This window comes from Marinobacter maroccanus (assembly GCF_002933275.1).
GTDB lineage: Bacteria > Pseudomonadota > Gammaproteobacteria > Pseudomonadales > Oleiphilaceae > Marinobacter > Marinobacter maroccanus.
The window spans coordinates 1-13,636 of sequence record NZ_PSSX01000011.1; the positions used below are offsets into that span (position 1 = coordinate 1).

Genomic DNA, 13,636 nt, shown 5'->3' on the forward strand with positions numbered 1-13,636 from the left:
CTGACCATCTCGAGTTCGTGTTGTTGCGGGGACGGCTCTTTGAGCATGGGGCAGCCTCTGAAAAGTCGATGCCCCAATTACAACAAACCCCCGCCTTAATGGCGAGGGTTTGTCAGCAATCTGGAACGCCCGCCAGCTGGCGGGCGTTTCTTTTTTTCGAAACAAAATCATCACGGGGCTGCAACCAACGTCAGGGATGCTTGATGGGATAATTCAAAAAGGAGTAAGGACATGTTCCGTAAAACGGCCTGGCTGGCCATCCCGGTTTTCGCACTCGTCGGGTGCAACAGTGATAACGACAATTCCAGCGGTTCGGAAAGCGCCGCCTTCACCATGAACATCCTTCATATCAATGACCATCACTCCAACGTGGAAGAAGGATCACAGGCCCTGACCATTGCCGGCCAGGAGACAGAGTTTACCGCCGGCGGCTTCCCGAGGGTTTCTGCCAAAATTGCGGAACGCGAAGCCGAACTGGACAACGTTCTCAAGCTGCATGCCGGGGACGCCATCACCGGCACCCTGTACTTTACTTCGTTCGAGGGCGAGGCCGATGCTGAACTGATGAACCAGGTATGTTTCGATGCCTTCGCCCTGGGCAATCACGAATTCGACCGTGGCGACGAAGGACTCAAAAAGTTCCTGGACCTGCTGGACAGTGGCAGCTGTAACACACCTGTTCTGGCGGCCAACGTAAAGCCCCAGGTCGGTACACCGCTGGCTCCGTTTGCTGAGGGAGATTACATCCAGCCCTACACGATCAAAGAGATGGGCGGTGAACAGGTTGGTATCATTGGCATCGACATTGCCAACAAAACCCGCAACAGCTCCAGCCCTGCCGACACCACTGAATTTCTGGACGAAACCGAAACCGCCCAGGCCATGATTGATGAACTGGAGGCTGCTGGCGTCAACAAGATCATTCTCCTGACTCATTACCAGTACAGCAATGATCTGGCTCTGGCAGAGAACCTGACCGGCGTCGATGTCATCATTGGCGGCGATTCGCATACCCTGCTGGGTGATTTCGCCGATTATGGCCTGACTGCCGGTGGCCCCTACCCGACCGAGCGCACCAACGCCGATGGCGACAGAGTCTGTGTCGCCCAGGCCTGGCAATATTCGCGAGTGGTGGGCGAGTTGAGCGTGACCTGGAACGCAGATGGCACCGTTGCGTCCTGCTCCGGTACGCCCCACCTGCTGCTGGGTGACACCATCGTTCGCGAAGATGCCAACGGCGACGAATACACGCCGGAGGGAACCGAGGCCCAGGCCATCCTTGACGCCGTTGCGGCGGACCCTCAGCTGAGTATCGTCGAGCCGGATGCCACGGCTTCACAGATACTGGCCTATTACACAAACCAACTGGACACCTTCCGCAACCAGGTGGTCGGCACGGCTACCGAAGACTTGTGTCTCGAACGCATCCCGGGCCAGGGCCGAAGCAACCTGCCCAGCTGTGAAGGCACCACAGATGATCGCGGTGGCGACATTGCCAACCTGGTGGCGCAGGCATTCCTTTTCCTCAGCAAGAATGCGGACGTTTCAATCCAGAACGCAGGTGGAGTGCGCACCGATATTGCCGCCGGAAACATCACGATTGGCGACGCCTACACGCTCCTTCCCTTCGCCAATACCCTGGTCGACCTGACCATGACGGGTGAGGAAATCCGACAGGTACTCAACGAGGCGGTCGATTTCGCCCATGACCAGGACGGTTCGACAGGCGCATATCCCTATGCGGCCGGCCTGCGGTGGGACGTAGATATGACCCGTGCAAGTGGTGAGCGTCTGTTCAATATTGAGGTAAAATCCCGGGACGAAACCCAGTGGCGCCCGCTGGATGACACTGAAACCCTGAACGTTGTGACCAACAGCTTTACCGCTGGGGGCCGCGATGGCTACATCACCTTCGGAACGGTTTCTGACGACGGTCGCGCAGTTGACACCTTCCTCGACTACGCCCAGTCGTTCGTGGATTACGTTCTCGAGCAGGGCACCCTGAGCAAGCCAGCGATGGGGGAATACTCAACCCAGTCCTACATTGCTCCTGCAAACTGATCGTTACCCGATCACAAAGAAAATCCGGCCGTCAGTGCCGGATTTTCTTTTCCTCATTTACCCGCTAATCTTGAAACACCCGCCATCCGGCGCCATCGTTGCACTCTCGTGAAATCAATTCTCCAACGGGAGCTCCATGCCTGACTGTCCTGATTACTCTTTACTCGAACTGGCCTCCGTCCGCGAAGGCGACTCGGTAGGAACTACGCTTGCCAACAGCGTGGCCTATGCCCAACGGGCTGAAAAGCTTGGTTTCAAGCGATTCTGGCTGGCCGAGCACCATAACATGGAAGGTATCAGCAGCTCGGCCACGTCAGTCCTGATCGGGCATATTGCGGGAAAAACAGAAGCCATCCGTGTCGGTTCCGGCGGTGTCATGCTCCCGAACCATCCGCCACTGGTCATCGCCGAGCAGTTCGGAACCCTGGAGAGCCTGTATCCCGGACGGATTGATCTGGGGCTGGGCCGGGCTCCCGGTGCGGACCCGGTAACCGCGCGGGCCTTGCGGCGCGACGGTCTGGGCGCGGAACAGTTTCCGGAGGATGTCGCCCGGCTGCAGTCACTGCTCGGCCCCCTGCAGCCAGGTCAGCCCGTGAAAGCCATACCCGGTGCCGGCACCAACGTGCCACTCTGGCTGCTGGGTTCAAGCCTTTACAGCGCCCAGCTTGCGGCCATGCGAGGTCTGCCCTATGCCTTTGCCGGGCATTTTGCACCCCGGCTTTATCGGGAAGCCCTGAGAGTCTACCGCGACAATTTTCAGCCTTCGGAACGGCTCGAAAAACCCTATGCCATGCTAGCCCTGCCAGCCGTTCCCGCCGACTCGGTACAGGAAGCCGAACATCTGGCCACAACCAGTTATCAGCGGATTCTCGCGCTGTTCCGAGGCCAGCCGCTCTGGATGAAGCCGCCCGTAGACACCATGGACGGGCTCTGGAACGCTGGCGAAAAAGCCAGCGTGAAGGACTTTCTCGGGCTCCAACTGCTTGGGGATGCTGAGACTATCCAGCGACAGCTTGAGCAGATTCTGTCCGGCATTGAGGTTGATGAATTGATGTTCACCGTGGACATCTACGATCCCGGGAAACGCAGGCATGCACTGGACATCCTTGCACAAACCAGAAAGGCCGGGCAGGCAGTCTCTTAAAGCACAGATTCCACCGCATCGATCAGTTCGGGATCCTGAGGGCGGACCCGGCTCGGGAATGATTCCACCACCGTGCCAGATCGATCAATCACGTACTTGGTGAAATTCCAGCGCGGCGGCTGGCTCTGTTCATTGATGGCCCGGAACACCGGGTTTGCCTCGGGTCCGGTGACCGCACCCGGGGCAATCATGGTGAAGGTCACCCCGAAATTCTTGAAACAGACGGTCGCCGCTTCGGCTTCCGAATCTGCCTCCTGCCGGAAATCGTCGCTGGCAAAACCGACCACAACCAACCCATCTTTTGCGTATTGCTTGTGCAGGGCTTCAAGGCCTTCAAACTGGCCAGTGTATCCGCAGCGGCTTGCTGTGTTGACCACCAGCATCGGCTTGCCGGCAGCCAGGTCGCAGAGATTTACGGTATCCGTGGAGTGCAGTTTGCGCAGTTCATGATCAAGAAACGCCGGGCAACTGTCTGCAAGCGCCACAGGCGCACCCATCAGGCCGGCAACCAATGCCGGAATCATCAGAATCTGTTTCAGGTCTTTCATGGATCCGGTTTCCTTGTTCGGTTTACTGGATTTTATACGCCCCGGCCAGACTCTTGGCTCAGCCAGCGGAGTGGACAGAAAAGCTTCGGCTGCTCATCATCCAGGGGAAACAGCGTTCAGAACAGGAGCCAGATTCATCATGACGGATACTCCGATCCACGTCTTTCTCTCCCACGGTCTGGAAAGCGGCCCTGGCAGCACCAAAATCCGGGCCATGAAAACCGAAGCCGAAACCTTCGCCAACATTAAAGCCCATGCGATCGACCACCGCAGCAGCAAGGATCCGGCTACCCGTTTGGCGCAAATGCGCGAGGCCATGGCCCAATGCGGTGCCGATCCTGCACACAGCATTCTGGCCGGCTCCAGCATGGGTGGCTGGGTGTGCGCCCAGACCAGTTCTGAAACCCCGGTTCTGGGCTGTTTCATTCTGGCGCCAGCCCTGGCCATGGCCCGGTATCCCCAGTCCAGCCCCGTTATCCAGGCCCGCCGCTGCCAGATCATTCACGGCTGGGATGACGACGTGGTACCGGTCGCCCCGGTGCTTGATCTGGCACGGGATCAGGGCCTTCCGATTCTGGTTCTTCCCGATGGCCACCGACTGGAAAACAGTCTCGACCGGGTTGTCAGTGAGTTCCGCGAATTCCTCCAAACCTGCCTTTCAGATATGAATCAACCGTGATTTCATGAACTTGCGAAACGGGCAAAACCTCCTTCGCTGAAACGATTGTTTTGGCCATTTTCTTGCGAAAACCACTTTGTTTTGCCAGTCTTTATTAATGTAACAATACATTTCGGTAAAAAAACGAACGGAGAAAACCCGATGAGCAGCATGAGCAAGTTCAAAAAACTGGCCGGAATTTCAGCGTTCGCGTTCGCTGCGATGACCATGGCGAACTCTGTAAACGCCGCTAACTGGCGCTATGCGCACGAGGAATACGAAGGCGACGTCCAGGATGTATTCGCATACAAGTTCAAGGAATACATCGAGGAAAATTCCGACCACACCCTGCAGGTTTATCGCTTCGGTGAGCTGGGTGAGTCCGATGACATCATGGAACAGACCCAGGCGGGCATCCTGAACTTCGTAAACCAGTCTCCCGGCTTTACCGGCTCCCTGATTCCCGAAGCCCAGATCTTCTTTATTCCTTACCTGATGCCGACCGACATGGACACGGTTATCGAATTCTTCCGGGAAAGTGACGCCATCAACGAGGAGTTCCCGAAGCTGTACTCCGAGAAAGGTCTTGAGCTGCTGAAGATGTACCCGGAAGGGGAAATGGTCGTTACGGTGGACGAGCCGGTCACCAAGCCGGAAGACCTTAAAAACAAGAAGATCCGGGTTATGACCAACCCGCTTCTTTCCGAGACCTATTCCGCCTTTGGCGCCACTCCGACCCCGCTGCCCTGGGGTGAAGTCTACGGTGCCCTGCAGACCAACATGATCCAGGGCCAGGAAAACCCGATCTTCTGGATCGAGTCCGGCGGTCTGTATGAAGTGTCTCCCAACCTGGTCTTCACCAGCCATGGCTGGTTCACCACCGCCATGATGGCCAACCAGGATTTCTACAACGGCCTGTCCGATGCTGACAAAAAACTTGTTCAGGATGCAGCAGATTACGCCTTTGAGGAAATCATCGTTCACATCGACGGTCTCGCCGATGAAGCACTGGCCAAGATCAAGAAAGCCAGCGATGAGGTTACCGTTACCCGTCTGACCGACGAACAGATCGAAGCCTTCAAGGCGCGCGCGCCCCAGGTTGAGAAGAAGTTCATCGAAATGACCGGTGAGCGCGGCAAAGAGCTGCTGAACACCTTCAAGGAAGACCTGAAAGAAGTTCAGAACGACTGACACTGAAGGAACCACTCCCGCCGGCTCAGGCCGGCGGGAAGCTGTGCTAACCCCGCCCCGCCGGGGATTCCCTACCGGCCGGGAGCGACATGCTCTGGAGCAGACCCCATGTCCGAGAATTCCCCGGATCTTGAAGACGACACCGGCACCTACGAGTCAGGACTGCCCGGATTTCTGGGAACCATCGACGTTTTCATCAGCAAGGTTGAAGCCGTGATGCTGGCGATGGGCGTCATTCTCATGGCTGTTAACACCTGCGTAAACGTCATTGCCCGCTTCGTGTTCGGCGAAGGCCTGTTCTTTTCAGGTGAAATTAATCGGATACTGATTATCCTCATTACCTTTGCCGGTATCGGATATGCAGCCCGCCATGGTCGGCACATCCGAATGTCCGCAATTTATGATGCGTTGCCAGTCAAAGGCCGCAAGGTTCTGATGATTTGCATCGCCCTGTTCACTTCGGTGGTGATGTTCTTCCTTTGCTATCACTCCTATGGATACATCGAAACCCTCTATAGCCGGGGGCGTATTCTGCCAGCGCTGGGCTTTGAGATCTGGTGGATCTATATCTGGGCTCCGGTAGGTTTTGCTATTACCGGCATCCAGTATTTCCTTACGGCGATCAAGAACTTCACCAGCAAGGATGTGTATCTCTCGACCGGCGTGGTAGATGGTTATGCGGATACCGAATCGGAAGTATGAACCTCGCAGCTGACGTTTAAGGAAGGATAGGAAATCATGGCGACTATAATGATGTTGGTCATGATCGGGTTGCTGCTGCTGGGCTTCCCGATGATGGTTCCGCTGATCACCGGTGCAGTGATCGGCTTCGTAATGACGTTTGACGGCTTCAGTCAGATGGGGACATTCGTCCAGCAGATGATGGGTGGTATCCGGCCCGCCTCACTGATAGCGGTTCCAATGTTTATCCTGGCGGCGGACATCATGACCCGTGGTCAATCCGCTGACCGACTGATCAACATGGTCATGGCATTCATCGGCCACGTTAAAGGCGGCCTGGCGATCAGTACTGCCACCTCCTGCACCCTGTTCGGTGCCGTGTCCGGCTCTACTCAGGCAACTGTAGTAGCTGTTGGCTCTCCCCTGCGACCCAAATTGCTCAAAGCCGGCTATTCAGATCCATTCTCGCTTGCGCTGATTATCAACTCCAGTGACATTGCCTTTCTGATACCCCCGAGTATCGGTTTCATCATTTACGGGGTTATCTCCGAGACGTCCATTGCCGAGCTGTTCATTGCCGGTATCGGGCCGGGCCTGATGATTCTGGTCATGTTTTCGATCTACTGCCTGATCTACGCTCGCGTCAATAACCTCCCCACCGAGGAGAAGTCCACCTGGCGTCAACGCGGTGTGGCCATGCGCGAGGCTTTGTGGCCGTTATTTTTCCCGGTGATTATCGTCGGTGGTATCTACGGCGGTATTTTCAGCCCGACAGAGGCGGCGGCTGTCTGCGTGCTCTACGCCTTCCTGCTGGAATTTGTGGTATTCCGATCCCTCAAGCTTGCAGACATCTACCGCATCGCCAAGTCTACCGGCCTGATCACCGCAGTCGTGTTCATTCTGGTAGCCGTGGGTACCGGCTTCTCCTGGATCATTTCCTTTGCCCAGATTCCCCAGGCCATCCTGGACGCAGTCGGAATCAGTGACATGGGGCCGGTTGGCGTGATGATTACGATCTGTGTCGCCTTCTTTATTGCCTGTATGTTCGTTGACCCGATCGTGGTGATTCTGGTGCTGACGCCGATCTTTGCACCGGCTATCGCTTCTTCTGGCATCGACCCGGTACTGGTCGGTGTGCTGATTACCCTGCAGGTAGCCATCGGCTCGGCAACGCCACCGTTCGGCTGTGATATTTTCACCGCCATAGCGATATTCAAGCGCCCCTATCTGGAGGTTATTCGTGGCACGCCGCCGTTCGTAATCATGCTGATAAGCGCTGCCGGGCTACTGATTGCGTTCCCGCAAATTGCGTTGTTCCTGCGCGACCTGGCCTTCAGGTGATCTGACCACCCTGGAGGGTGAATACAAAGGAGAGCAACATGTTCAAACGGATTCTGGTGGCAGTAGACGGCTCTATGACCTCTTTTGAGGCCTTGAGCAAGGCTATTGAGCTACAGGAACTGACTGATGCGGAGATCTACCTGCTATGTGTCTACAAGCATCACAGCCTGTTTGAGGCATCGCTGTCGATAGGGCGCCCGGAAAACATGGACATTCCCGACAAAGTGCTGTCGGAGTACGCCAAAGAGGTGGTCAATCATGCCAAGGAACTGGCTAAGGAACGCGGCGCGACCCACGTCAGGGGCTTCGTAAAGGCTGGCAGGCCCTCAAAAGTTATCATCGATTTTGCCAAAGACAAGGGCGCAGACCTGATTGTCGTGGGCACAAAGGGCACGCACAGTGACAAGGATGGCCTGTTTCTGGGCAGTGTTTCACACCGAGTGGCATCGCACGCCAAATGCCCGGTTCTGGTGGTGTGACCGCTAACCAGAGATTTCGACCCGATCCCGGCCGGCTTCCTTGGCGCGATAGAGCGCCTTGTCGGCCAGGGTGAGAATTTGTAACGGTTTCTCGCCGTTGTCGGGCCAGTTGGCAACACCCACCGAAACCGTCAACACCCCAAGGTCCCGTTCCCGATGGATAATGGGCACCTCCCGAACAGCTTCACATAGCTGGCTCGCTTTGTCCCTGGCGGCTTCCGATGTTGCCCCCGGCATGACCACCACAAACTCCTCACCGCCATACCGGCAAACAATATCACTCTCCCGGAACTGCTTCTGGAGAATGCCAGCGACTATCTTCAGGGCATTGTCACCGGCTTCGTGGCCGTGGGTATCGTTGAACCGCTTGAAGTGATCGATATCGACAATCAACAGGGATAGGGGCAGGTCGTTGCGCTGTGCGACAGCGCTTTCATGCTCGAAAAGCTGATCAAAGTAGCGGCGGTTTTTCAGTCCGGTGAGCGCATCCTCGTAAGAAAACTTCTGCAACTCTTCCCTCAGGGCAATACTGGAGAGGGTAATACTGATTCTCTGAATCGCCTGATCCAGCGCCGCAAGCAGGCGGGCCGAACCATACTCGCTCTCTGCCTTACCGAAAACGCCGTCCCCCTCCAGCAGAAGAATGCCTTCGGTTACGTTGCCCGCACTGGCCGACTCCACATTCACCCAGAAGCAAAGGGTGGCACTCTCAGCTTCTCTATCCCCCCCTTCAGCTCCCTGCCACTGTTTCAGTTGCGGCAGCCTGGAGGGTTCGGGGAGTCCTTTGCGGGCGTCAAGAAGCACCGGCAACGGCACCGGGCGGCTGAACCCCCAAACAGCGACCCGATCATACCGTTCGCCTGAGCCACTCTGATAAAAGGCACCTCTGAGTGGGCTACAGATATCCGGAAGCGCCCGGACCAGCAGCCCGAACGCCTGCTTCAGGCCCAGGCAATCCTGGAGTTCGGTAATCACGTCGCCCAGAATCCGGTTCTTCTCGTTTTCAAAGGTCAGCATCCGGACCCGCGCCTGCTCACGCCGGGCCAGGGCTTCCGCCTTGGCGGTACGTTCGGCCACCTTTTCTTCCAGTGACACGTTCAGCCGCTTGAGAGCCTCCTGGGTTCCCGCGTAGTGCCATAGTGATATAACCACCACGGCCAGAGAAAAAAGGAGCATTCCCCAGCTAACCGGAACCCGGCCCCAGGGAAGCACGCCATGCGCCACCGCCATATCCACAATCAGCAGCGCGCAGAAAAAGCCGAAGGCCAGCAGCAGAACCTGTTGCTCCCGCAACATACGACGAATACGACGCAGCACCACGGCAAAAATGATAACCAGAGAACCAAGAAACAGGGCATCAAATGGCGGGAAAGTCGACGAGAGATCAAACACACCCGCCAGAGCGCCGAGCAGTGCACCCACCAGATATACAAGATGGACTTTCCAGATCAGGTTGATTACCCAGGGGCGATAATTGGTCAGCCATTGTTCGAGCAGCAGTGCCAGGGCCACCGGAAGCATGTAATAAGAGCCGGCGGCCAGGTAATCCCACATCAAAGGCTGGTAGGCAATCAGCAGACTGGCCTGGCTTTCCGAAACCAGCATCAGCGCCGACGAGAGGGTAAACAGTGAAATACTGGCAAAGGTTTTCTTTTCGGTCTGCAGCAACGAAAAAATGATCGCCAGGAGCGCAATCAGGGTGGCGAAACCTGCAATCACCAGGGCTTCCAGGGAATTCTTGAGGATGTACAACACCAGATCCGGATGGTCCATGATGGAGACTTCACCCCACAGGCCGATATCCGTGTAGTTGGAGAAGATCCGGAAGTACACCGGCTTGCCTTCGTAATTTTCGGGCAGCACGATTTCATGCCAGGGCCAGCCTTCGAACCGACCCCGCCCCTGAGCGCTGAACTCTCCATATTGGTAGATTTTTTCACCCTCGAGCCAGACCTGAACAATCAGATCGACACTGAAGATGTAGAGGACAGGCTCCTGCCACTCGCCGGTTGGCAGGGTTACCCGGAACCAGACGTTTTCACGTCCTTCACGACCGGGTGGATTGGAGGGGAAACCAATGCTGTTCCATTTTTCGGGTGCATCCTGCAACACCCACTCCGGAATACCATCTTCGGTGAAAGGAGAGTCTCCCCAGCGGTATTCCCAACCCTCTGTCACCGGCTGCGATGCGCCATGAGCCAAGGCAGGCATCAGGAGGGCCAGGAGCAGCGCGATAATCAGGCGTAGCAGGCTAATCGATGGCATCAGGAAGGCAAACCTGCATTTTGTGGCGATCAGGGTTGATTATAGCCCACTGCCGGCGAAATCCAGAGGGCTGATGTTATTGCGGCGGCACCACCCATTCCGGGTCTTCAAACTCACCAATGGGCTTGATATCCACAAAAGGCGCTGCGCTGCGGATGATCGCTGCTACCTCGGGGTTGTGCTGCCCCTCCATGGCATCCCGCTGTTCCTTGCTCTCCCAGGAGGCAATCGCAATCAGGGTGCTGGGGTCGCCAATCTTGCGGTGCAGTTCAGTGCCCCGGGCCCCGGGCGCCTGCTGGATAATTTCGCTCGCTCTTACCCAGGCATCGGCGTATTCCTCCGCGGTGTGACCTTCCCGGATATGCACTTCGAAAATAAACTTCATGAAACCTCCCGACGGCTGCCGGTCCAATCCGGTCGCGTTATCCCGTGATTGCAGAGAACACCGTTAACGTGAGGAGCGGCCCATCACCAGCAGCGCCAATAGCGCAGAGCCCACCATCAGCAACAGTGCCACCGCATTGAGCACGGGCGTCGACCCTTCCCGAAGGCGATTGAACAGGGCCACTGTCAACGGTGTATCGCTACCTGTCAGCATAACGGTGGTATTGAAGTTTTCAAATGACATCAGGAAGGCCATGGCGGCCGCTCCGAAAATAGACGGCAAAAGCCAGGGCAGGGTCACGGTGAACCAGGCCACCAGGGGCGTGGCGCCCAGATTCAGGGCGGCTTCTTCCAGCTGGGGATCAAACTTGCGCAGGCGGGCCGCAATCACCAGGGTACTCAGAGTCGCGATGAAGGTCACCTGCCCCATCACCACCAGAGTCATACCGGGCCGGAACAGATCCAGCTCGATGCCCCAGGCTGCCGACATATCATTGGCCATGCCGCTGTAAAACACCAGTATGGACACCCCCAGAATGACACCGGGAATCACCAACGGCAGCAGCATGAGCAGGTACAGGAACTCCTTGCCCCGGAACTGTATCCGTTCAAACAACACGGCGTTGACACACCCCAGGCCAACGCTCACCAGGGTCACCCAGAAAGCAATTTTGGCACTGACCCAGAGCGCCGTAAGCAGCCCATCGTCGTGGAAGAGTCCGGTACGGCCGTCACTGCCATCGGCAAAATACCAGTCCAGGGTGAAGCCTTTCCAGGGCAGCGACGGGAAAGGCGCGTCGTTGAAAGCAAACACGGCGGTGACCAGCAGGGGCAGGGCCAGGTAAACGAAAAATGCCACCAGGTACGCCAGATAGAGACTATCGAACAGACGGGACCGGGGTACGGAACGGATCATGGCTTCACCCTCACCTTCACCCCATCACCTTGCGCAACGATTGGCCGGAGATTTTCAGTCCGAGCCAGACGATGAGCGACGACAGTACCAGCAGCAGAACACCGAGCGCTGCGCCCTGCTCCCAGTTAAAGCGGGTGATGAACTGGGTGAAGATCTGTTCGGTAAACCAGGCACTGTCCTTTCCGCCCATGAGCACCGGGGTCAGATAGCTGCCAAGGGTGAGCATGAACACGACGATGCAACCGGACACAATACCGGGCATGGCCCAGGGCACAACGATTTCCCGCAACACGGTGCCGTGACCGCCACCCAGGTCGTAGCCGGCTTCCACCAGATTCTCATCCATGCCATCGAGGGTCGTCACCAGTGGCACCACCATGAACAGAAGGCCGTTGTAGACCAGACCGATGATGACCGCGACGTCGTTGTAGAGCATTTCCACCGGCCCATCCACCCAGCCCAGTGCCTGTAGCCAGGAACTGAAAAGGCCGCTTTCACGCAGCAGAATCATCCAGCCGTAAGTACGTACCAACTCACTGGCCCAGAACGGAATCAGGCAGGCCAGAAACAGAATGCCTTTGGAGCGCCCCCGGGCAAGACGGGCAATGTACCAGGCAATGGGGAAGGCGATGATCAGCGTCAGAAAGGTGGTGAACAGCGACATTACCCCGGTGCGTACAAACGTCCGCCAATAGTAGGACTCAGTGAAGAAGTTCTGGTATTGCTCAATGCCCCAGGCAATGGTGTCCCAGCTCTCCCGGACCTGGAACGATACCCGGAGCATCTGGAGATGAGGCAACAACACCAGCAATACGATCCAGAGCAGGAACGGCGTGAGCAGCAACCAGAGGGATAATCGACTGACCGACGACTTCACGGACTGTCGGCTCCAAAAACCCTCGCCAGGGCCGGATTCCAGGCCAGCCGGATTGAACTGTCAGCAGACAGCCTCGGTGCCGAGCCATCCTGGGGCAAGCGGGCGTACACCGGTTGCCCACAGTTCTCTGCCTCGACCCGGCTGTTGGCTCCGTCGAACAGGGTGGTGCGTACTTTCGCCTGCATCGATGAAAAGCCGGAACTGAGCGCATCTCCGGAGAGAACCAGAGATTCAGGCCGGATATACAGCTCGGCCCGATGGCCGGCACGAAGGTTGTCCGATGCCACCCTGCCCTGAACCAGCACACCATCATCCAGGCGGATTTCTGCCAGATTATCCCGCACGGACACCAACTCTCCAGACAGGCGATTGTTATCGCCGACAAACCCGGCAACAAACGGTGTAACCGGCTCCCGGTAAAGCTCCTCCGGTGGCGCCACCTGATCAAATCGGCCGTCCCGCATGACGGCCACCTGATCCGACATCACCATGGCTTCCGACTGGTCGTGGGTGATGTATACGAAGGTGGTTCCGAACTGTTTCTGGAGGTGTTTGAGCTCCACCTTCATTTGCTCACGGAGCTTCAGGTCGAGGGCGCCTAGGGGTTCGTCCAGCAGCAGGAGCGTGGGCTCCAGTACCAGGCAGCGTGCCAGGGCGACCCGCTGTCGCTGTCCACCGGAAAGCTCCTGCGGGTCGCGGTACTCAAGATCAGGCAGGCCGACCTGCTCCAGGACCCGGGCAATGCGCTTTCGCCGCTCTGCCAGTGGCATTTTCCGGCGCTTCAGCCCATAGCCGATGTTGTCACCGACCGTCATGGTGGGGAACAGGGCCAGATGCTGGAACACCATGTTCACCGGTCGGCGGTTCGGTGGCACATCGTTCATGCGCTGGCCACGGATGTGGATATCACCTTCATCGGGCTTGTCGAAGCCGGCCAGGAGTCGCAACAGGGTGGTTTTGCCGCAACCGGAGGGGCCAAGAATGGAGAAAAACGTGCCCGCAGGCACGTCCAGGGACACGTGGTCCACCGCGGCATTGCTGCCAAAACGGCGGACCAGTTTCTCACAGAACAGGTCCGAATCCATTCCCAT

The 13,636-nt window shown here is 57.2% G+C and carries 14 protein-coding genes; 8 read left to right on the forward strand and 6 right to left on the reverse strand.

The annotated features are described in order from the left end of the window. The 3 genes from KEHDKFFH_RS20310 to KEHDKFFH_RS12675 all read left to right on the forward strand — a co-directional run. Positions 1–212, forward strand: a 212-nt coding sequence (locus tag KEHDKFFH_RS20310; protein WP_206748227.1) for a hypothetical protein, incomplete at its 5' end; no start/stop codon positions are given. 19 nt (positions 213–231) lie between these two features. Beyond that, positions 232–2,061, forward strand: coding sequence for an NAD nucleotidase (gene nadN, locus KEHDKFFH_RS12670; protein ID WP_104322259.1), 1,830 nt, complete (start codon positions 232–234; stop codon positions 2,059–2,061). Between the two features lie 136 nt (positions 2,062–2,197). Further along, on the forward strand, positions 2,198–3,205 hold the full coding sequence (locus KEHDKFFH_RS12675; RefSeq protein WP_104322260.1) for an LLM class flavin-dependent oxidoreductase: 1,008 nt from the start codon (positions 2,198–2,200) through the stop codon (positions 3,203–3,205). Here the strand turns inward: KEHDKFFH_RS12675 and KEHDKFFH_RS12680 are convergent. Beyond that, positions 3,202–3,729 carry a glutathione peroxidase gene (locus KEHDKFFH_RS12680; protein ID WP_241956503.1) on the reverse strand — a complete coding sequence of 176 codons (528 nt, stop codon included), beginning with the start codon at positions 3,727–3,729 and terminating at the stop codon, positions 3,202–3,204. The genes KEHDKFFH_RS12675 and KEHDKFFH_RS12680 overlap by 4 nt on opposite strands. A gap of 163 nt (positions 3,730–3,892) precedes the next feature. Between KEHDKFFH_RS12680 and KEHDKFFH_RS12685 the strand changes: the two genes are divergently transcribed. The 5 genes from KEHDKFFH_RS12685 to KEHDKFFH_RS12705 all read left to right on the forward strand — a co-directional run bounded on the left by KEHDKFFH_RS12685 (position 3,893) and on the right by KEHDKFFH_RS12705 (position 8,103). After that, the gene (locus tag KEHDKFFH_RS12685) at positions 3,893–4,432 is read left to right on the forward strand and encodes a YqiA/YcfP family alpha/beta fold hydrolase (RefSeq protein WP_104322362.1); all 540 of its coding nucleotides are present in this window, start codon (positions 3,893–3,895) and stop codon (positions 4,430–4,432) included. A 141-nt stretch (positions 4,433–4,573) separates the two neighbouring features. Beyond that, a complete protein-coding gene (locus KEHDKFFH_RS12690) occupies positions 4,574–5,602 on the forward strand; it encodes a TRAP transporter substrate-binding protein (protein ID WP_104322262.1) in 1,029 nt (342 codons plus the stop codon). 108 nt (positions 5,603–5,710) lie between these two features. Then, the gene (locus tag KEHDKFFH_RS12695) at positions 5,711–6,304 is read left to right on the forward strand and encodes a TRAP transporter small permease (RefSeq protein WP_104322263.1); all 594 of its coding nucleotides are present in this window, start codon (positions 5,711–5,713) and stop codon (positions 6,302–6,304) included. A gap of 36 nt (positions 6,305–6,340) precedes the next feature. Continuing rightward, entirely contained in the window at positions 6,341–7,624 is a 1,284-nt protein-coding gene (locus tag KEHDKFFH_RS12700; protein WP_104322264.1) for a TRAP transporter large permease, read from the forward strand. A gap of 38 nt (positions 7,625–7,662) precedes the next feature. After that, positions 7,663–8,103 (forward strand): universal stress protein, encoded by a 441-nt coding sequence (locus KEHDKFFH_RS12705; protein ID WP_104322265.1) that lies wholly within the window; start codon positions 7,663–7,665, stop codon positions 8,101–8,103. A gap of 3 nt (positions 8,104–8,106) precedes the next feature. Here the strand turns inward: KEHDKFFH_RS12705 and KEHDKFFH_RS12710 are convergent, their stop codons facing one another. The 5 genes from KEHDKFFH_RS12710 to KEHDKFFH_RS12730 form a co-directional block, all read right to left on the reverse strand. Continuing rightward, entirely contained in the window at positions 8,107–10,368 is a 2,262-nt protein-coding gene (locus tag KEHDKFFH_RS12710; RefSeq protein ID WP_104322266.1) for a sensor domain-containing diguanylate cyclase, read from the reverse strand. 76 nt (positions 10,369–10,444) lie between these two features. Then, positions 10,445–10,753, reverse strand: a complete 309-nt coding sequence (locus KEHDKFFH_RS12715; RefSeq protein WP_104322267.1) for an antibiotic biosynthesis monooxygenase family protein — start codon at positions 10,751–10,753, stop codon at positions 10,445–10,447. 63 nt (positions 10,754–10,816) lie between these two features. Beyond that, on the reverse strand, positions 10,817–11,668 hold the full coding sequence (locus KEHDKFFH_RS12720) for an ABC transporter permease (protein WP_104322268.1): 852 nt from the start codon (positions 11,666–11,668) through the stop codon (positions 10,817–10,819). 16 nt (positions 11,669–11,684) lie between these two features. Continuing rightward, positions 11,685–12,545, reverse strand: coding sequence for an ABC transporter permease (locus tag KEHDKFFH_RS12725; protein WP_104322269.1), 861 nt, complete (start codon positions 12,543–12,545; stop codon positions 11,685–11,687). Beyond that, positions 12,542–13,636, reverse strand: a complete 1,095-nt coding sequence (locus tag KEHDKFFH_RS12730) for an ABC transporter ATP-binding protein (protein WP_104322270.1) — start codon at positions 13,634–13,636, stop codon at positions 12,542–12,544. Before KEHDKFFH_RS12730 ends, KEHDKFFH_RS12725 begins: the two co-directional genes overlap by 4 nt.

Bases quoted from the DNA above. Each gene is read 5' to 3' on its own strand.
- nadN (WP_104322259.1), top strand. From the start codon at position 232: ATGTTCCGTAAAACGGCCTGGCTGGCCATCCCGGTTTTCGCACTCGTC.
- KEHDKFFH_RS12675 (WP_104322260.1), top strand. From the start codon at position 2,198: ATGCCTGACTGTCCTGATTACTCTTTACTCGAACTGGCCTCCGTCCGC.
- KEHDKFFH_RS12680 (WP_241956503.1), bottom strand. From the start codon at position 3,729: ATGATTCCGGCATTGGTTGCCGGCCTGATGGGTGCGCCTGTGGCGCTT.
- KEHDKFFH_RS12685 (WP_104322362.1), top strand. From the start codon at position 3,893: ATGACGGATACTCCGATCCACGTCTTTCTCTCCCACGGTCTGGAAAGC.
- KEHDKFFH_RS12690 (WP_104322262.1), top strand. From the start codon at position 4,574: ATGAGCAGCATGAGCAAGTTCAAAAAACTGGCCGGAATTTCAGCGTTC.
- KEHDKFFH_RS12695 (WP_104322263.1), top strand. From the start codon at position 5,711: ATGTCCGAGAATTCCCCGGATCTTGAAGACGACACCGGCACCTACGAG.
- KEHDKFFH_RS12700 (WP_104322264.1), top strand. From the start codon at position 6,341: ATGGCGACTATAATGATGTTGGTCATGATCGGGTTGCTGCTGCTGGGC.
- KEHDKFFH_RS12705 (WP_104322265.1), top strand. From the start codon at position 7,663: ATGTTCAAACGGATTCTGGTGGCAGTAGACGGCTCTATGACCTCTTTT.
- KEHDKFFH_RS12710 (WP_104322266.1), bottom strand. From the start codon at position 10,368: ATGCCATCGATTAGCCTGCTACGCCTGATTATCGCGCTGCTCCTGGCC.
- KEHDKFFH_RS12715 (WP_104322267.1), bottom strand. From the start codon at position 10,753: ATGAAGTTTATTTTCGAAGTGCATATCCGGGAAGGTCACACCGCGGAG.
- KEHDKFFH_RS12720 (WP_104322268.1), bottom strand. From the start codon at position 11,668: ATGATCCGTTCCGTACCCCGGTCCCGTCTGTTCGATAGTCTCTATCTG.
- KEHDKFFH_RS12730 (WP_104322270.1), bottom strand. From the start codon at position 13,636: ATGGGAATGGATTCGGACCTGTTCTGTGAGAAACTGGTCCGCCGTTTT.